This window comes from Polaromonas sp. (genome assembly GCF_041689105.1).
GTDB lineage: Bacteria > Pseudomonadota > Gammaproteobacteria > Burkholderiales > Burkholderiaceae_C > Polaromonas.
Window position 1 is genome coordinate 1 of sequence record NZ_JBDNGU010000091.1, and the last position, 18,439, is coordinate 18,439.

At 61.9% G+C, this 18,439-nt stretch carries 20 protein-coding genes; 3 read left to right on the forward strand and 17 right to left on the reverse strand.

All coding sequences use genetic code 11. The annotated features are described in order from the left end of the window. From ACESMT_RS09310 to flgB, 10 genes are all read right to left on the reverse strand, one after another. Positions 1-135, reverse strand: a 135-nt coding sequence (locus ACESMT_RS09310) for a chemotaxis protein CheW (RefSeq protein WP_372826333.1), incomplete at its 3' end; no start/stop codon positions are given. A gap of 250 nt (positions 136-385) precedes the next feature. Next, the gene (flgJ, locus tag ACESMT_RS09315; protein WP_372826294.1) at positions 386-1,348 is read right to left on the reverse strand and encodes a flagellar assembly peptidoglycan hydrolase FlgJ; all 963 of its coding nucleotides are present in this window, start codon (positions 1,346-1,348) and stop codon (positions 386-388) included. A gap of 41 nt (positions 1,349-1,389) precedes the next feature. After that, the gene (locus ACESMT_RS09320) at positions 1,390-2,532 is read right to left on the reverse strand and encodes a flagellar basal body P-ring protein FlgI (protein ID WP_372826295.1); all 1,143 of its coding nucleotides are present in this window, start codon (positions 2,530-2,532) and stop codon (positions 1,390-1,392) included. 8 nt (positions 2,533-2,540) lie between these two features. After that, positions 2,541-3,236, reverse strand: coding sequence for a flagellar basal body L-ring protein FlgH (locus ACESMT_RS09325; protein ID WP_372826296.1), 696 nt, complete (start codon positions 3,234-3,236; stop codon positions 2,541-2,543). Next, positions 3,236-4,018: a flagellar basal-body rod protein FlgG gene (gene flgG, locus ACESMT_RS09330; RefSeq protein ID WP_372826297.1), complete on the reverse strand. Its 783-nt coding sequence runs from the start codon at positions 4,016-4,018 to the stop codon at positions 3,236-3,238. Before flgG ends, ACESMT_RS09325 begins: the two co-directional genes overlap by 1 nt. Positions 4,019-4,091: 73 nt before the next feature. Further along, on the reverse strand, positions 4,092-4,835 hold the full coding sequence (locus ACESMT_RS09335) for a flagellar basal body rod protein FlgF (RefSeq protein WP_372826298.1): 744 nt from the start codon (positions 4,833-4,835) through the stop codon (positions 4,092-4,094). A 40-nt stretch (positions 4,836-4,875) separates the two neighbouring features. Continuing rightward, positions 4,876-6,162 carry a flagellar hook protein FlgE gene (gene flgE, locus ACESMT_RS09340; RefSeq protein ID WP_372826299.1) on the reverse strand — a complete coding sequence of 429 codons (1,287 nt, stop codon included), beginning with the start codon at positions 6,160-6,162 and terminating at the stop codon, positions 4,876-4,878. Positions 6,163-6,221: 59 nt separating this feature from the next. After that, on the reverse strand, positions 6,222-6,884 hold the full coding sequence (locus tag ACESMT_RS09345) for a flagellar hook assembly protein FlgD (protein WP_372826300.1): 663 nt from the start codon (positions 6,882-6,884) through the stop codon (positions 6,222-6,224). A gap of 41 nt (positions 6,885-6,925) precedes the next feature. Then, a complete protein-coding gene (gene flgC, locus ACESMT_RS09350) occupies positions 6,926-7,330 on the reverse strand; it encodes a flagellar basal body rod protein FlgC (RefSeq protein WP_372826301.1) in 405 nt (134 codons plus the stop codon). A gap of 12 nt (positions 7,331-7,342) precedes the next feature. Continuing rightward, a complete protein-coding gene (flgB, locus tag ACESMT_RS09355; protein WP_372826302.1) occupies positions 7,343-7,750 on the reverse strand; it encodes a flagellar basal body rod protein FlgB in 408 nt (135 codons plus the stop codon). 229 nt (positions 7,751-7,979) lie between these two features. On the opposite strand from flgB, the gene flgA reads away from it, so the two are divergent. From flgA to ACESMT_RS09370, 3 genes are all read left to right on the forward strand, one after another. Continuing rightward, the gene (flgA, locus tag ACESMT_RS09360; protein WP_372826303.1) at positions 7,980-8,750 is read left to right on the forward strand and encodes a flagellar basal body P-ring formation chaperone FlgA; all 771 of its coding nucleotides are present in this window, start codon (positions 7,980-7,982) and stop codon (positions 8,748-8,750) included. Positions 8,751-8,835: 85 nt separating this feature from the next. Next, a complete protein-coding gene (gene flgM, locus ACESMT_RS09365) occupies positions 8,836-9,126 on the forward strand; it encodes a flagellar biosynthesis anti-sigma factor FlgM (RefSeq protein ID WP_372826304.1) in 291 nt (96 codons plus the stop codon). Next, complete coding sequence (locus ACESMT_RS09370) at positions 9,123-9,581, forward strand: flagella synthesis protein FlgN (protein ID WP_372826305.1); 459 nt, start codon at positions 9,123-9,125, stop codon at positions 9,579-9,581. Before flgM ends, ACESMT_RS09370 begins: the two co-directional genes overlap by 4 nt. Before the next feature lie 460 nt (positions 9,582-10,041). Here ACESMT_RS09370 and ACESMT_RS09375 read toward each other — a convergent pair whose 3' ends face one another. From ACESMT_RS09375 to cheY, 7 genes are all read right to left on the reverse strand, one after another. Next, a complete protein-coding gene (locus ACESMT_RS09375; protein ID WP_372826306.1) occupies positions 10,042-10,785 on the reverse strand; it encodes an RNA polymerase sigma factor FliA in 744 nt (247 codons plus the stop codon). A 55-nt stretch (positions 10,786-10,840) separates the two neighbouring features. Continuing rightward, positions 10,841-11,536: a hypothetical protein gene (locus tag ACESMT_RS09380; RefSeq protein ID WP_372826307.1), complete on the reverse strand. Its 696-nt coding sequence runs from the start codon at positions 11,534-11,536 to the stop codon at positions 10,841-10,843. A 10-nt stretch (positions 11,537-11,546) separates the two neighbouring features. Then, positions 11,547-13,907, reverse strand: coding sequence for a flagellar biosynthesis protein FlhF (gene flhF / locus ACESMT_RS09385; RefSeq protein ID WP_372826308.1), 2,361 nt, complete (start codon positions 13,905-13,907; stop codon positions 11,547-11,549). Further along, entirely contained in the window at positions 13,904-16,000 is a 2,097-nt protein-coding gene (gene flhA, locus ACESMT_RS09390; protein ID WP_372826309.1) for a flagellar biosynthesis protein FlhA, read from the reverse strand. Before flhA ends, flhF begins: the two co-directional genes overlap by 4 nt. After that, positions 15,997-17,139, reverse strand: a complete 1,143-nt coding sequence (gene flhB / locus ACESMT_RS09395; protein WP_372826310.1) for a flagellar biosynthesis protein FlhB — start codon at positions 17,137-17,139, stop codon at positions 15,997-15,999. Before flhB ends, flhA begins: the two co-directional genes overlap by 4 nt. Before the next feature lie 196 nt (positions 17,140-17,335). Further along, a complete protein-coding gene (gene cheZ / locus ACESMT_RS09400) occupies positions 17,336-17,977 on the reverse strand; it encodes a protein phosphatase CheZ (RefSeq protein WP_372826311.1) in 642 nt (213 codons plus the stop codon). Between the two features lies 1 nt (position 17,978). After that, positions 17,979-18,377, reverse strand: a complete 399-nt coding sequence (gene cheY / locus ACESMT_RS09405; RefSeq protein WP_372826312.1) for a chemotaxis response regulator CheY — start codon at positions 18,375-18,377, stop codon at positions 17,979-17,981. Between the last annotated feature and the right edge of the window lie 62 nt (positions 18,378-18,439).

An 18,439-nucleotide genomic window follows, 5' to 3' on the forward strand; every position in this document is an offset into this window, starting at 1 on the left:
CACACCCTTGATATGCTCCGGCGCATTGGCGATGCGGGTCACGGTGTCATAACCGCGCAGCTCCTGCACTTTCTGGATATCGATGCCGTACTCTTCCTGGCCCAGCGTGAAGGCCAGAAACTCCAGCGCCTTCATGGCAGGTGCGCCGTGCGGTGCGAGTGAGGGTGCTGCTGATTCGAAATGATTGCTGGCTGCGTGCATGAACACTCCTTGGATAGGTTGAATGGCGCCCGATACACGGCTCGCCGAAAAAAAATGGTCGTCACAAGTACGTGTATCTGTTAACGACCAGGTGGGGTAAAAACTTTAGGGTACAGACGCTTCGCAAGAAATATTTTTTCTGCGTGTCGCCCCAGATGCTTTCATCCATGGTCTGATGCAGGGCTCAGGACATCTGCTGCATGATGCGGACCAGCTTGCCGCCATAGCCCGGATCGGTCGCATAACCCGCGCGCTGCAAACCATGTGCGGCCTCGGCCGGATTTTCCGTGGCCAGCACGTTGGCATAACGCGGGTTGGTGACCAGAAACCGCGCGTAGTCCGTGAAAGCCTCTTCATAAGAACCATAGGCCCGAAAGGTGGCCCGGGTCTTCTGCGCAACGCCATTGACGTATTCGGTGGTGGCGGTTTCAGCCACCGGCCCTTTCCAGCTCCGGTCGGCCTTGATGCCGAACACGTTAAAACTGGTGTTGCCATCCTCCATCCGGATCTCGCGCCGTCCCCACCCTGACTCCAGCGCCGCCTGCGCCATGATCAGTTGCGCTGGCACCCCGCTGGCCTGGCTGGCGCGTTGTGCGGCGGGCAGCATGCGCGAAACAAACTGCTCGACGTGGGCCTGCGGCAAGGCACTCCGGCTCAGACTTGCCTGCGCAGTTGCGGTTTCGTAGAAGGTGAGATCCGGTGTCCGGCTGCTGGTCACGGACGCAGACCGGTCCGCCTGTGGGACGGGCATCATCCTGGGAGCCGCGGCAGCGGGCGCGGGCGCGCCTGGCAGACTGTCGGCTGGAATGGCGCCCGCCTGGGTCTGCGCCGCATCACCACCGGCGCTGCGCTTGAGTTGCGCGAACATCGTCTCTGCCAGACCCAGCCCCCGCCCGGACAGGTTTTGTGCCAGCTGCTGGTCCAGCATGGAGGTGTACATTTTTTCCTGCTGGCTGCCGAACATGCCGTCCGACGGGGTGGCTTCCCGCATGCTCTTGAGCACCATCTGCATGAACATCACCTCGAACTGCTTGGATGCCTGCTTCATGCCCTCCTGCGGCGATGAACGCACTGTGCGCCGCAAGGCATCGACGCCCTGCACGTCCAGCGACAGGCGCTGGTCGAGGACGCCGGAGGAAGGCGTCATGTTGGTAAGACCGGGGAATCCTGGGCTGCTCATGACCGTCCCTAAATGATTTCCAGCTCGGCGCGCAGGGCACCGACCGCTTTCATGGCCTGCAGAATCGACACCAGGTCCTGGGGGTTGGCACCGAGGGCATTCAGGCCCTTGACTACATCGGCCAGCGAGGCTCCGCCACGCACGACCTGAAGCGCAGCACCGCTCTGGGAGAGCTCTATCTGCGACCGTTGCGCCGCGACGGTACTGCCCCCCGCCAGCGCATTGGGCTGGCTGACGACGGGCTCGGTCTTGATGACCACGGTCAGGTTGCCGTGGGCTACGGCACAGTCCAGAATCCGGACGGCCTGGTTCATCACCACCGAACCTGTGCGTGCGTTGATGACAACTTTGGCAATGCCCTGCGCCGGAGCAACCTCAATATTTTCGATACGCGCCAGAAAGCCGACGCGATCCTCCGGCTTGGCAGGGGCGTTCACCTGGATCACGCGCGCATCCAGCGCGGTGGCAGTGCCGGGGCCAAAGGCACGGTTGATCGCCTCGACCGCTTTTTGAGCGGTTCCGAAATCGGTCTTGTTGAGTTCCAGCCTGATGGTGCCGTCACTGCCCAGAGGAGAGTCCACCGCGCGCTCAACAATGGCTCCGGCGGGAATCCGGCCAGCGCTGAGCTGGTTGATCTTGACCGAGCTGCCACCTGCGGATGCGCCAGCCCCGCCGATGACCATATTGCCCTGAGCCAGGGCGTAGACCTGACCGTCAGAGCCCTTCAGAGGCGTCATGAGCAAAGTACCGCCGCGCAGGCTCTTGGCATTGCCCAGCGATGAAACGGTGATGTCGATGGTCTGACCAGGCCGCACAAAGGCTGGCAGGGCTGCCGTGACCATCACGGCTGCGACGTTTTTGATCTGCAAATTGGTGCCTTGCGGAATCGTGACGCCGAGTTGCCCCAGCATGGTGTTCAGGCTCTGAGTGGTGAACGGGGCGGTCTGGTCGCCACTACCGTCAAGTCCCACCATCAGTCCGTAGCCGATCAATGGGTTATCGCGCACGCCCTGGATACTGGCGAGGTCTTTCAGCCTTTCCGCGTACACGGGCATGGCCAGCAAGGAGGCCAGCAGAAGGGCCAGCTTGATACCGGATGAGGCGGCAGGCCGTAGCGCCTTGCTATAAAAATGTGGGTACGAGATTGTCATGGCTATCGCTAGAACGGCAGTACGTTGAGGAAAATACGCTGGAGCCAGCCCATGGTCTGGGCTTCGTCGATGTAGCCCTTGGCGCTGTATTCGATGCGGGCGTCTGCCACCTGGGTGGACGGCACAGTGTTGTTGGCGCTGACCGTGCGCGGGTTCACCACACCGGAAAAGCGGATGAACTCGGTGCCCTGGTTGATCAACATCTGCTTTTCTCCGCTGACGATCAGGTTGCCGTTGGGCAGCACTTCGATCACCGTGACGGTGATCACGCCATTGAAGGTGTTGGCGGCATTGGCGCCGCCTTTTGCGCTCATGATGTTTTTTCCACCCGCATTGGCGTCTTGCGCGCTGGAAATCAGACCACCGAATATCTTGGGAATCAGGCCCAACTCGGCGCTGGCGCTGCCGCTGCGGCTGGCGTTGGCTGCCGAGCTCTTGGTGGCATTGACGTTTTCGCTGACCAGCACGGTCAGGATGTCGCCCACGTAACGCGGCCGTCGGTCTTCGAACAGGGCCTGCGCGCCGAAGCCGGTTCGGTAAATTGCTCCGTTGACCGGCGGAGCCGGTCGAACCTGCGCATCGGCGCGCAAGCTCATGGGCTGATGCACCAGCGGCTCACGTGGGATCTGCGCACAGCCGCCCAGCAGCAGGACCGCTGCCAAAAGCTGCCAGGCCAGCATGTGGCGGGATGACAACCGGGGCATCACAGCTGTGCCAGGCGCGCGAGCATCTGATCGGAGGTCTGTACGGCCTTGCTGTTGATTTCATACGCGCGTTGGGTCTGGATCATATTGACCAGTTCCTCAACGACGTTGACGTTCGACGACTCGACATACCCCTGATTGAGGATGCCGGCACCATTCTGTCCTGGCGCCGACTCGTTGGCACCCCCAGACGCATCGGTGGCCACATACAGGTTCTCGCCGTTGCTCTGCAGGCCGGCTGGATTCAGAAAAGTGGCCAGCTGGATCTGCCCGATCTGTACGCTGGCCGTGCTGCCGGCCTGGGTGGCAGACACCGTGCCGTCGCGCCCTATGGTCATGCTTGTCGTGTTCTGCGGTAGCGTGATGGCCGGCTGCAGGGGGTAGCCGCTGGCCGTGACCAGTTGCCCGCTCTGGTCGGACTGGAAGGAACCGTCTCGGGTGTATGCAGTTGTGCCGTCGGGCATCAACACCTGAAAGAAACCGCCACCATTGATCGCAACATCTTTCGGGTTCTCCGTTTTTGTCGGGTTGCCCTGGGTATGAATACGCTCGGTGGCCACGACGCGTACGCCGGTTCCCAGTTGCAGACCGGACGGCATGCGGGTCTGGTCGGATGTCTGGCCGCCACTTTGCCGGAGGTTCTGATACATCAGATCCTCGAACACGGCACGGCTGCGCTTGAAGCCTGTTGTGCCCACGTTGGCCAGGTTATTGGTGACAACGTCGAGCTGCATCTGCTGGGCATCCAGACCTGTCTTGGCAATGGCAAGGGAACGAATCATGGGTAAATCTCCTGGGATATGGCCGCAGCCGTGTTGATGTCAAATCGGGAGGGGTTGATCACTGGCGAATCCGCTAGCTGTTGGACAGCAATTTATTGGCCTGCTGATCGTTGCTTTCGGCCGTCTGCACCGTCTTCATCTGCATTTCGAAACGCCTGGCATTGGCAATCATGTCCACCATGACCTCCACGGCATTAACGTTGCTACCCTCAATCGCGCCGGTCAGTAATTTCACATTCGGGTCGGCCTGGGGAGCGGGCAGGCCGGCCCGCATGCGGAAAAGGCCATCGTCACCGCGCACCAGGTCTCTGGCATCAGGATTGACCAGTTTGAGGCGCCCCACTTGCGCCATACCCACCGCCGGATCACCGGCACCGAGCGCCGACACCACGCCATCAGCGGCCACCGTCAGCGATGAGCCGGGCGGCACCACCAAAGGGCCTGCATCGCCGAGCAGCGGCAGGGAGTCCATGGTCAGCAGCCGTCCTTCAGCGCCGAGTTGCAGATTGCCCACGCGGGTGAAGGCTTCGCCGCCATCCGGCATCTGCACGGCCAGCCAGCCCTCACCACGGATGGCGACATCCAGCGGGCGACCTGTTTGCGTCATGGGGCCAGAGCGCAAATTGGCACCTGGCGTCATCGATACCACCATGACGCGCGTTCCGGCTTCTTCGCCGACCAACGGCACAGCACGTGCCATGTTGATCTGAGCGCGAAAACCGGGCGTCGATGCGTTGGCCATGTTGTTGGCCACTGAGGCCTGTTGTTCCATGGCCTGCTTTGCTCCGCCCATGCCTATGTAGATCATCCGGTCCATGATTTACTCCTTGTTTGTCAAGTGCTGCGCAGGGCCGACATCAACGCATTTGCATCAGGGCCTGCACCACCTGGTCCTGCGTCTTGACGGTCTGTGCGTTCGCCTGGTAGGTGCGTTGGGCAATGATCAGATTGACCAGTTCGGCCGTCAGGTCAACGTTGGACTGCTCCAGGGCACCTCCGACCAGCGAACCCAGCTTGGTACCGGCGCCCGGTGCGCCTGTCAGAGGCTGGCCCGATGCGGCCGTCTCAGCCCAGACGTTGTCACCCTTGGGCTGCAAGCCGCCCGGATTGATGAAAGACGACAAAACAATCTGTCCAAGGTTTTTACTCTGCTCGTTGGTGTACTTGCCTGTTACGGTGCCGTCCCCGTTGATGGCATACGAGCTCAGCTGGCCCGCCTTGAAACCATCCTGGGTCAGCTTCTTGACATCGTTGGAAACACCGAATTGGGTGGTACCGGTGACGTCGGCCGTGAAAGCCATTGGATTGGACCCGTTGGCAAAATCCAGCCCGGCAAAGGACATCTTGCCGCCCGCCAGTGTGCTGGGCGCTTCAGCGGTCAACAAGCCATTGACGTCGAACCCCATATTGCCGTCAGTCAGCGCCACGCTGTTGGCAACAGTCGGTGGACCGGCAGCCGTAGGTGGTGCCACCATGGCGCCGGTCGCCGTCAGCGGGTAGCCATCGGCAGTCCCGTAAGAGCTCCAGGCGTTAACGCCCGTCTTGACGAAGTAGGTAGACAGCTGGTGCGAATTGCCCAGAGAGTCAAAGACTGTGGCCGTGTTTGAGAAGTTGTAACTTGCCGAGTTGTTGGCATCGAATGGCGCAACCGTCGGGGTAGTTTCGCGGGAGTCCAAATTGAACTTGGAAACAATGCTTGTGCTGGCTTTGGGCGGCATGGCGCCAGTATTCAATTGCAGGGGTGTTGGGCTGCCTCCAGCAACCTCCCCGTTGGCGCCCACCTGGAAGCCCGTCAAACGCAACCCGCCCGCATTGACGACAAAGCCGTCCTTGTCGACATCGAACTGGCCGTTACGTCCATAGCTAATGTCACCGCCAGCACTGGCCATCCGGAAGAACCCGTCGCCGTCGACGATGGCCACATCCAGCGCACGGCTGCTGCTTTGCACCGAGCCTGAGCTGAAATTCTGGGACACGCTGGACACTTTGGTCCCCAACCCGGCCTTCGAGCCCGCGTAAACGTCGGAAAACTGCACGGTGCCCGACTTGTATCCAATGGTGCCCGAGTTGGCAATGTTGTTGCCAATGATGTCGAGATTACTGGCTGCTGCATTCAAGCCGCTAACTCCTTGTGCGAAACCCATGATGTGTCCTTGTTGAAATTAATGATGAAACAGGAAAGACGGCCGGCTCTGGACCTGACTCAGAAAATCAGCCGGACGTTACTGAGGCTGACCTTCCGGCTGGCCCCCAGATCGAGAGAAACGCCATACGGGCCCTGCGCCACACTGACGACGCTTGCAGAGGTCAGCGCATTTGCCGCCACTGATTTGCCGCCACTGGAAGCGGCAACATTGACGGTGTAAGAACCATCGGCCACCAACGTGCCGCTGTCCGTTTTTCCGTCCCAGGAAAGTGTCTTCACCCCTTGGGGCAAGGCACCCACGTCGTAGCTGCGAAGGGTCTTGCCCGCGCCATCGGCGATGGTTACCTTGACTGCATCGGCAGGTACCGCCATGTCAATGGCAAACGACGTGTCAGTGCCTTGCTTGAACGCCAGGTCGTTGCCCGCCACGAGCACTGTGCGGCCGATCAGTGCGGCCGATTGCAGCACCTGACTGGATCCGCTTTGTGCGAGCAGCGACTGAAAGGCGCTGTTGAGTTTTTCAATCCCGCTGACTGTGCTCATCTGTGCGAGCTGCGATGTCAGCTGGGCGTTGTCCAGGGGATTGAGTGGGTCCTGGTTATTGAGTTGCGTGACCAGCAACTTGAGAAAGCGTTGTTCACTGTCTGCGCCGGTGGCGGTTGGTGCCAGCGCGCCAAGCGCGCCGGTACTGTCGGTTGCGGAGATTGCGGAAACGGCCATGTGCGTTTGTCCTTTGATCCGGAAGTTGTTCGGGCGCTGGCTTACTGACCGATGGTCAGGGTTTTCAGCATCAGCGACTTGGCCGTGTTGAGCACCTCGACGTTGGCCTGGTAGGAGCGTGAAGCCGAAATCATGTTGACCATCTCTTCAACCACATTGACGTTGGGCATGGTGACGTAGCCCTCCTCGTTGGCCAGCGGATTTTTAGGGTCATGCACCATGCGCAGGGGCGACGGATCCTCGACGATCCGTGCCACCCTGACCCCACCGATAGCCTGCCCGTCAGAAGGCGCTGTCTCAAACACCACCTGACGTGCACGGTAGGGCAAGCCATCCGGGCCTGATGTACTGTCCGCATTGGCCAGGTTGCTGGCGGTGGTGTTCATGCGTTGCGATTGCGCCGTCATGGCGGAACTGGTGATGTTGAAGATATTGAGCATTGACATGTGCTGGACTCCTTATCCCTGAATGGCGGCCATCATGGTTTTGATCTGCCCGCTGATCCGGGTCAGGTTGAATTCGTAGCGCATGGCGTTGTCGGCAAAGTTGACGCGTTCGACATCCATCTCCACCGTGTTGCCGTCGAGGCTTGATTGGCTAGGCGTGCGGTACATGAGTTCAGTCTCCACACTGGATTGCCCCGAGCCGGACAGGTGCTGCGATGAGGTTGCCGTCATCGACAGTGACTGGGTCTGCCTGCCGCGATCGACAGCCTGCGCCAGCGCGCTGCTGAAATCGAAGTCGCGTGCCTTGAAATCAGGCGTGTCCGCATGCGCAATGTTGGCCGACAAAACCTCCTGCCGCCTGGCGCGCAGGTTGAGGGCCTCCTGGTGGAAGCGCAGCGATGCATCCAGCTTGTCGATCATTTATTTCCCCATCATTTGAAGTGGAATCACCTGGACACCCAGGCGGCTCTGATGAAAAATTATTGTGCAAAGCCATGGTCGGCAATCGCCGAAACAGACGGGTTTTCAGCGGTCAATTCAATTTTTCTTGCGATGTGCGCAGCATGGAAAAACCAATTGACTCAACAGCATGCGAATGGCATCGCATTTCAGGCATTTGCAGGCCCACCACGGTCCCTAGAATGTTTGCATGCTCCATAAAAAACTCCTGCGCGCGCTGTCACCCGCCGCTCCAACCACACGCAGCCGCGCATCGTGGGCCGTGCCGCAGATCGCCACACTGCTGCTGCTCGCTCTTGCGGCTATCAGTACGCCGGCCAGTGGCGAGGGGCGCTTGCCGACACCGCTTGCTGGAAGCGCCCGGCCCGTGATTGAGCAATTCCTGACCAATCAGACTTCGGGCCTTCCAGGCAAAGTCAGCATCAGCATCGACACACCCAGGTCAGGTGCCTTGCCGCCCTGTGAGCTGCTTGAGCCCTTCTTGCCGGCCCGGGCCCGTCCGTGGGGGCGTGTATCGGTAGGCGTACGCTGCATATCGGACCAGCCCTGGACCCGCTATTTGCCGGCCTACATTGCAGTGGTGGGCAGCTACCATATAGCCGCGCGAGCCATCAGCGCGGGCCAGACCCTGGAGCCTGCCGATACTTCTGTGCGTGAAGGAGACCTGACGGCCCTGCCGGCCAGCGTTGTGACTGACCCGTCCCAACTGCTCGGCATGACGGCTTCGAACTCAATCGCTGCCGGGGCCCCGATCCGCCGGGAGCTCTTGCGCGGTGTGGTGACCGTGCACCAGGGACAAAGCATTAAAGTGCTTTCCCGGGGAGCCGGATTTGTGGTCAGCGCCGAAGGCAAAGCCATGACTGATGCAGCGCTGGGCGCCATGGTGCAGGTCAAATTGCAGGGTGGTCAGTTGCTCGGTGGTATCGTCCGACCGAACGGCATCGTCGAGCGATTTCCCTGATTTTTTTTCAGTCTCTGGCTCCGATAGCCCTAAAGTTTCGGGACAGGCTGCCGTTATACCGGTGAGATCCTTTAAGGAACACATCATGAAAATCGATCAAAACGTTTCCTTCCTGAAAAATACGCAAGGCATCCCGGCTTCCAGCAGGAGCGGCGTGAATGCGCCGTCAGCGCCCGTGGCAGCCGCCGCAGCCAGTCAGGCGCGGCTGCTTTCGCCCACACCGCTGCTGCCCTCCGCCAACGGAGATTTCGATGCCGCCCGCGTCGCTGAAATCCGCGAAAGCATCAGTGCCGGCCGCTATCAGGTAGATACCACCAAAATTGCCGACGGTCTGCTGGCTTCCGTGCGCGACCTGCTGAACACGAAGAGCCCATGAGCACCCAACTCCTCGCCCATCTGAGCCGGGAATACGCCGCGACCGGCGAATTCCTTGAGTTTCTGGAACTGGAAGCGCAAGCCATGACCGGCGGCGACTTCGCTGCGCTGCCAATGCTGGCGCAGCGCAAGTCGCAACTGGCCGATCGGATCGCGGAGTTGAACAGCCAGCGGGAGAAGGAACAACTGGCCATGGGTTACCCGGCCGGCCGCACCGGCGCGCAAGCTTGCGTTGCAAGCGGCGGGCCAGCCCTGGAACAAGCCTGGTCCGGCTTGCTGGCGCGGGCGGCGCTGGCCCGCGAAAACAATCACCGCAATGGCGTGATGATTCACACCCATCTTGATTTCACGCGGCAATCCATCAGCTTTCTGCAGGCCAAGGGCCAGCCGCTGTACGGAGCGGACGGCAGCCACCATGCGGGCGCCGCCAGTGGTAACCGGCTTGCGGTCGGTTAGGCCGGCTCAGGCCCGTTAAGGCCCTTTGATACCAGCTTGCCTTCGAAAGACAAGAAATCAGGTTGCGACAGTGGCAAGCCAAAGAGCTTGGGTGAGCGACTGCGCTCATGACCCCCGGAACAGGCTACGCCTGTTCCTCCTCCTTGACTTCGCTGCGCCGCTCACCCAAGCTCTTTGGCGGCGGGCGTCTTGGTCTTTACCAGGCAAGCGCCTACCCGCCGCGACCGGGCCGGCGGGACGCTCCGCGTAGCGAAATCAGGAAGGAGGCCGCAGGCTGCGGGGACATTCGCGTAGCTAAGTGCCTCTTCGGCCAGCTCCCACCCACAAATTGCCGCTTATCCAGATGATTGAATGTAAAAACGTACAACGCCCGGGCCATCGCGGTTAGCAAGCTTTTCGCCAAGGGCCGCGAGCGGTCCCCAAAAGCCCGACAAGGATGTGATGCCGCCGTGCCAGGCTTTTACAGGTGTTCGACCATCAGGGCACGCAGGCGATTGATGGCCTGACTGTGCAACTGGCAGACACGCGACTGACTGACTTCCATCACCGCGCCAATTTCACGCAGATTGAGCTCCTGCTCATAATAAAGACTGAGCAACAAACGTTCCCGCTCGGGGATTGCTTCAATCGCCTCGACCAGCCGGTCCCGCAAGCCGCTCTCGAGCAGCTGATCCAGCGGGCCATCGCTGTGACCCGGGACATCGCTCTCGCCACGGGCCTGCCGGTCCAGAAAACTGTTTTCCTGTTCGTTGCGGTCAAAGTCCTCGTAATAAACCAGCTGGCAGCCGTGAATCTCCTGCAGCAGATGCTGGTAGGCTGCCAGAGGCAGTTGCAGCTCCTGGGCGATCTCCCCTTCGTTCGGCGCGCGTCCCAGCTTTTGCTCCTGGGCATGCACCGCTTTGGCAACGCTGCGCGACGATTGCCGCAGACCACGCGACACCCAGTCATTGGCGCGCAGCTCGTCCAGCATGGCGCCGCGTATGCGCTGGCTGGCATAGGTTTCGAACTTTGCGCCCTGGTCATCCTGATAACGGACGCCTGCGTCGAGCAAGCCCATCATGCCCGCCTGAATCAGGTCGTCAAGATCGACACTGGCTGGCAGCTTGGCAATCAGCTGCAAGGCCAGGCGCCGCACCAGCGGCGCATATTCCTTGAGCAGATCGGTCGGCTCTGGCCTGGCCATCTTTCCCTGAGATGTATACATAGAAGGCTACTCCTGCTTTCTTGATAGTCGGCGCGTTGAACTTTCGCGGCGGGGGTCAGTGCAAAACGGGCTCGCAGGCCCATCGCGGGTCCACGGCTGCGGCGGTGCGCTGCGCGTCGCTCTGGTTGTTGGTTCGGGGTTGCGGCCACTGGAGCAAGCCCGTGGCCACTTGCCGGTAGTCCATGGCTGCCAAGCTGCTGCTGAACGCGTCAACCACTGTGACATTGAGCCGCTGCGAACGGGCCAGGTGCGGATCTGCTCTGACCCAGCCAGCAGGCTCCAGTGCCAGCGACAGGTAGCGTCGGCCGGTATCGGCAAGATTGGCGAGGATGCGCTGCGCATCGGCGGCATCGGCAGCGCCATCCACCAGCACCCGCATGCGCTCGAGCGCATGCGCACTATGCAGTCTTTTGATGCAGGCATAAGACGCCTTGATGGAAGCCGCCTGGGCCTGGAGCACCACCAGAATATGGTCGGACTGGGCCGCCAGCGGCGTCAAGGCCCCGTCCCCGTCCAGCGCCGCATGGATCAGCACAACCCTGCCCGCGCCTTGCACCCCGGGAGTCTGGACATTGCCGTGCTCGTCGAACAGCAGCACATCCTTGCCCGCCTGCACCAGCGCCGCAGCGAGGTTGCGGGTGACCATGGCAACGCCCGCGTGTTCGCAGCCGACCACGGCCACCCGCCTGCCCGGGCTGACGGCCATCAGGCGTCGCAAGCCGGCGGCCTGGTCGTTCACTGCTGCCTTCACGCCTTGCGCCTCAACTGTGGGCCGCTGCCCGCAGCGGCCTCGGTGAAGCTGTCGCAACATCGGTCTCGAGCGCTTCCAGCAGCACCAGAAATTTATCCAGGCCTTCAAGCAGCACAGGACCTGGAACCGGTCGCCCACCGCGAACGGCACGTCCTGCCAGTTGCGTCAACACCTCTCGCGCGGTTTTCGCCCAAGGCAGCGACGCCTGCTGCAAGCGCAGCACCGTGGTGCAAACCTGCCCTGCCACCCACGCCCGCTGCAGGCAGGCCCTCTCACCGGAAGGCGCTCCGTCCGCAAGCTGTGCATGGGCCTGGCCCAGCAGCCTGAAATAAGGCTCGGCGGCAGCCCGCCAGGCCGGCCACTGCGACATCTGTTGCGCCGTGGCGTGGATTCCGGCGCTGGCGACCAGGTAGCTGTGTGTCATGGGCCTGCCGCTGGCCGCGTCCACCACGCGCCTGATGACACAGCGAAGCGGGGCCACGCGGGCGCAAGTGCCGCTCTTCACGTACGGGCGCAGGCTGACCATCACGTCGGCGACCGAAACCAGCGCAGCTTTTCCCCGGAAGGTGATGGCTTGCGCCTCGCCGAATGGCAGGACGGCAGTCAGCTTGCCCAGCGTGTCCGTGAAGCTGCCGTCAACCGCAGTGACGCGCAGGCTGGCCTTCGCGCAGGCTGCCCAGCGGTGGGCGGCGGTTTGCCACTGATCGATCAATACCGCTTCCGGCATACACGCCAGAAGATGCACAGCCGGCTTCGGGAAGTCGCGTTGCGCGGTTGATCCGGTCGGCCCAGCAGCGGTCGGCCCATCGTGCCAGGCAGCAACCGGCAAGCCCGTGCGATCCGACAACAGCACGGCACTTCGATGGGCCACCACTTCCGCTTCTTTTTCGCTGGCCAGGCTGGTCTCGCCGTCCAGCAGCAACACGTGGCGCCCGCAACCAGCCGCGATTTCCGCACAAGCCAGCGACTGCAGCGCCCCTGCGATTCCGGCTGTATCGTTCTGAAGCTGACGCCAGAGCGACCGTGTTTCGTCAAAACCAATTCGGCCGCCGGATAATGCGGCGGCACTGGAGGCCAACTCCTGGGCATTGTGGGTCAACGCACGGATCAGTTGCTGGCAGCGGGCGCGCAGGCGCTCGCTGACCGCCTCGGCAGCCCGCAGTTCCGGGTCGTTGCGCAGCGCCGCTGGCCGTTCGTCCAGGTCGGCCTCGCCGGGCACAAACAGCGCGCTGGCGCTGCGCGCCTGGAACACGCTGTCAACCAGCAGTTGGCGGTCGCCCAGCGCCAGGTGCTCCGGCACTTTCTGGCCACTGGAAACATAGTGCACCGGCAACTGGTGGCGAATCGCCATGTCCAGCAGTGCGCCCGGATGTGTCGCCTCATCCACCTTGGTGAAAATGCAGCCCACCAGGTCCTGCGTGCCCGCATCCTGTCCGCCATGCCGGTACGCCTGTACCACTTCATTGAGGGTGTCGCCATGACTGCAGGCATTGAGCAGCAGCAAGCGCCTGACCGGGCGGCTGGCACTGCACAACATGGCGATCTGGTCCGTGACGGCCCGGTCGCGCTGACTCATGCCGACCGTGTCGATCAGCACCATGTGTTTGTCGCGCAACTCTGCCAGCACCAGCTCCAGGTCTGCGGCATCCTTGACGGCATGCACCGAGACACCCAGGATCTGGCCGTAGATGCGCAGTTGCTCGTAGGCACCTACCCTGTAACTGTCTGTGGTGACCAACGCCAGCTTTTCCGGGCCGAAACGCATCACACAGCGCGCAGCCAGCTTGGCGGTGGTGGTCGTCTTTCCGACACCGGTCGGCCCCATCAGGGCATACACGCCGCCTTCGTCCATCAGCGCGTCTTCATTTTCCAGCACGGGCAACTGGCGCGCAAGCGCTGCCTTGACATACGCCAGGCCGCCGGAATAACTCTGACCCGTCGGCAGGTCAACCAGGAGATCCTTGGACAGGCGGGCGCTGAAGCCTGCCCCGAGCAGCGTGCGCAGCAGGTGGCCGCGCACCGGGTCGCGCCTCTGGGCGCTGCTCCACGCAATGCCGGCCAACTGCTCTTCGATCATGCCGCGCATGGAGTGGATTTCCCGCAGGACGGCAGCGCCGCCGCTGGCAGCTTCCGGCAACGTGAAACTGGCGGTGGGTGCAGGCGTGGACACAGCCGCCTGTGTCGCCGTGAGCGCCACGGCGGTCACGGCCTCCTCCAGAGCAGCCACGATTTCAACCCCCTGGGCGGTTACCTTGTTCGACAGCACGATGGCATCAGGACCGAGTTTTTCCCGCACAAGGCGGAGTGCTTCCCGGCTGGAGGGTGCGACCACCCTGCAGCTGGTTGTATTGGCTTCCATGTTGGTATTCAAGCTTTTCCTCCGATGGTGCTGGTGACTTTGATGGTTCGGGTGTCGGGTATCTCAGCGTGCGACAACACCTTGAGCTGCGGCAGGCTGCGGCGCAGGAAGCGGGACAGCAAGACACGCAGCGGGTGCTGAACCACCAGGACGGACGCCAAGCCCAGCTGAGTTTGGCGCGCCATGGCCGTCTGTGCTTCTCGCAGCAGGCTGTCGGCCAGGCCGGGCTCGAGCCCGTTGCTATTGGTCAGGGCCTGCAGCAACACGCGGTCGAGCGAGCCGTCGAGCCCGATGATCTGCAGCTCTTCGTTGCCCGGAAAAATCTGTTGCACAATGGCCCGCCCCAGCGCGAGCCGGATCAGCGACGTCAACTCCGTGGTGTCAGTGACGCTGGGGGCATTTTCTGCAAGCACATCAAGAATCGTGCGCATGTCCCGGATCGACACGCCCTCATCGAGCAGGTTCTGCAGAACTTTCTGTACGGTCGTGAGCGACAGGGTTTTGGGCACCAGACCCTCGATCAGCATCGGCGACTCCTTGCCAATACGGTCCAGCAGTTGCTGGACTTCCTGGCGTCCCAGCAGTTCCGCTGCGTGGGCATGAATCAGGTGGTTCAGGTGGGTCGCCACCACTGTGCTCGCATCCACCACGGTGTAGCCGTAGATTTGCGCCTGCTCGCGCAGGCTCGCATCGATCCAGATGGCTGGCAAACCGAACGCCGGATCCTGGGTCTGTGTTCCAGGCAATGTCGCGCTGACCTGCCCCGGGTTGATGGCCATCCACTGGCCGGGCGAGGCCTCGCCCTGCCCGATCTGGACACCCTTGAGCTTGATGACATAGGCGTTGGGCTTGATTTCGAGGTTGTCGCGGATATGCACCACAGGCACCAGAAACCCGATGTCCTGCGCAAACTTCTTGCGGATACTTTTGATGCGTCCCAACAACTCGCCGTTTTGCGCACTGTCCACCAGGGAAATCAACCGGTAGCCCACTTCCAGCCCGAGCGGATCGACCAGGGTGACGTCTTCCCAGCTGGCCTCCAGCGACTCCGCTGCTGCTGCCGCTGGCGCAGGCGGTGGCGCGGACGCCGCAGCATCTGTGGCTCCAGTTTTTCCATTCATGACGCGCCGGCCAAACCAGATCAGGCCGCCAGCAATGATCAAAAACGCCAGGTTCGGCATGCCCGGGATCAGCCCCATCAGGCCAATGACGCCGGCCGTCAGGAACAGAACTTGCGGATTGGCAAAAAGCTGGCCAGTGAGTTGCCCACCCACGTCCTCGTCGGTGGTGACGCGCGAAACGATCACACCGGCGGCCGTGGAGACCACGAGCGCGGGAATTTGCGCGACCAGGCCGTCGCCAATCGCCAGCAGGGTATAGGTTGTGGCCGCCTCGGAAAACCCGAGATCGTGCTGGGCCATGCCGACGATCAAGCCGCCGATGATGTTGATCACCAGGATCAGCAGGCCGGCGACGGCGTCGCCGCGCACAAACTTGCTCGCACCATCCATGGAGCCGTAGAAGTCGGCCTCCTGCGCCACTTCAGCGCGGCGTTTGCGGGCCACGTCTTCGCCAATCAGGCCAGCGTTGAGGTCTGCATCGATGGCCATCTGCTTGCCCGGCATCGCGTCCAGCGTGAAGCGGGCACCGACTTCCGCGATCCTGCCGGCGCCCTTGGTGATGACCATGAAATTGATCACCACCAGGATGATGAACACCATGACGCCGACGGCAAAATTGCCCCCGACCAGAAAATGACCGAAAGCTTCGATCACCTTGCCGGCAGCGTCCGGGCCGGTGTGCCCTTCCATCAGCACCACCCGCGTGGAGGCCACATTGAGTGACAGCCGAAGCAAGGTGGTGAACAGCAGCACGGCGGGGAAAGCCGCAAAATCCAGCGCCTTTTTGGTGTACATGCTGACCAGCAGCACCATGATGGACAGGGCAATGTTGAAGGTGAACAGCAGATCCAGCAGGAAAGGCGGCAGGGGCAACACCATCATGCTGAGAATCAGGATGATCAGGACCGGCCCGACCAGCCCCTTGCCGGCCCCGCCCACGAGCAGGCTTCGGCGCAGGCTCATCAGGTAAGGCAGAGCAGTCATGCGGCGTTCGCCAGGGGATCGAGAGACGCGGGCACGGGAAGATCCTGCGGTGTGCGCGGGAGGACACCGCCTTCGCTGTACTGGCGCTTGAGCTGATAGGCCCAAGCCAGTACTTCAGCGACCGCCGCATACAGTGTGAGCGGGATTTCCTCGCCCAGTTGCGTGTGGCGAAAGAGTGCACGCGTCAGTGGTGGTGCTTCAAGAACCGGAATGCTGTGTTCCTGCGCCATGGCACGGATGCGCAATGCCACCAGATCGGCCCCCTTGGCAATCACACGCGGCGCGCGCATTTCGCCGTCGGAATACTTGAGTGCCACGGCGTAATGCGTCGGGTTGGTGACGATGATGTCGGCCTTGGGGACTTCGGCCATCATGCGGCGTTTGGCCATCTGCTGCTGCTGGCGCCGGATCTGGGCCTTGAGCAGGGGATCGCCATCGCTTTCCTTCTGCTCCTGGCGCAAGTCCTCGCGCGACATGCGCAGTTTGCGGGCATGGCTCCACAACTGGTAGGGCACGTCAATGCCCGCCACCAGCAGCAGCGAAGCAATGATCAGCGCGCAGGAGACCGCCACCAGCCGCAGGGTGTGCGGCAGGGCCGAGTTCACCGGCTCGCTCATGAGACCCATGATGGTCGGCAACTTGCCGGAGAGCACCCACCAGGCAATACCACCGATGAGCACGGACTTGACCAGGGTTTTGACCAGCTCCGCCAACGCTTCGGCAGAAAACATCCGGGCCAGACCGGCCACCGGGTTGAGCTTGGAAAATTTGGGCAGCAGCGCCTTGCCGGAAAGCAGCCAGCCACCCAGCAGCATGGGTGCCACCAGCGCAGCCACCAGCAGCATCACCAGCAGCGGCATCAGCGCCTGCAGCGCGTGGAGCAACGCCGTTCCGGCCTGCACCATCATGTGCGACGCATCGAACGCGGAGGCCCGCTCAAACTGCAGGCCGTTGCGCATGGCGTTGGCAAAATGCACGCCCATCATCTCGCCCATGGTCCACAGCGCAGCAACGCCGGTGGTCAACATCACAAAGGTCACCAGTTCGCGCGAGCGTGCAACCTGGCCTTCCTCATGCGCCTTTTCGAGCCGCCTGGGTGAGGCGGGTTCGGTTTTTTCGAGATCACTTTCTTCCGCCATCAATGCTCCGGAGCGCCAGGCGCAACAAGCGCCCTGTCCTCTGAATTATCAAGTTCATGGCTCTGAAGTGATCGCCCAAACAAGCCGCAAATAAACCTGTTCATTGGCCAATCAGGGAGGATGGTCCTGGGAGCCTGTCGGGCTTGGGGCGTCGAAAGCAATTTGCAACCGACGGTTCCCAGGTCTGACAGGCGCCCTAAAAGCCCAGGCTGGCCAGAAGGTCGTCGACCTGGCTCTGGTTGTCAACGGCATCCGCATGTGCGCCCCGGGTTTGAGGCCCGTTGAGCAGTCCGGGGGATGCCTCCGCGCGCTTCTCCGGCGGCGCGTTGTCGATCAGGAGCTGCAGCAGCTGCGTTTCCATGTCCTTGACAACGTCCAACATCTTCTTGATGACCTGGCCTGTCAGGTCCTGGAAGTCCTGGGCCATCATGATCTCGATCAGCTGGGTGTTGGTGGCCGCTGCCTGTTGCGGAACCTCAGCCAGGTAGCTGCGGGTGTCCACCACCAGGTCGCGGGCATCGTCGAGCTCCAGCGGGCTGGCAAACCAGACATCCCAGCGCTGCGTCAGGGCCTGTGCCTGGCGCGACAGCTTGACCTGGATGGGCTGGGCGAGATCAACCGCGTTGAGGGCCCTGTCGGCCGCGCGTTCGGTCATCTGGGCCACATAACCCAGGCGATCACGCGCATCCGGAATGGCTTCTGCGGCTCGCGCAATGCCCTTGTCCAGGCCCAGCTCGCGCATGCCTTCACGCATCTGGCGCGTCAGGTGGCCGATGCGATTGAGCAGTTGCTCCGCTGAATCGCCAGCGACCGGATTTGACGGTGCTACCGTAGCCATGTCACGCACCTTCTTTCGCGATTTTTTCGAAAATTTTGGTGATCTTCTCTTCCAGCGTCACGGCTGTGAAGGGCTTGACAACATAGCCGTTGGCACCGGCTTGAGCTGCGGCAATGATGTTTTCCTTTTTTGCCTCCGCCGTCACCATCAGGACCGGCAGCTTGGCCAGCCGCGGATCGGCACGGATCGCCTGCAGCATGGCCAGGCCATCCATGTTCGGCATGTTCCAGTCGGAGACGACAAAGCCGTAGTTGCCGCTTCTGACCTTCTCCAGCCCGGCAGCGCCGTCCTCGGCCTCGTCAACGTTGACGAATTCCAGCTCCTTGAGCAGGTTGCGCACAATCCTGCGCATGGTCGGGAAATCATCCACAACCAGAATCTTGATGTTTTTATCTACCACGTAAAACTCCAGAATTGACTAAACACACAAACTCCAAGCCGACGGCTTGCCGACCGCAACAA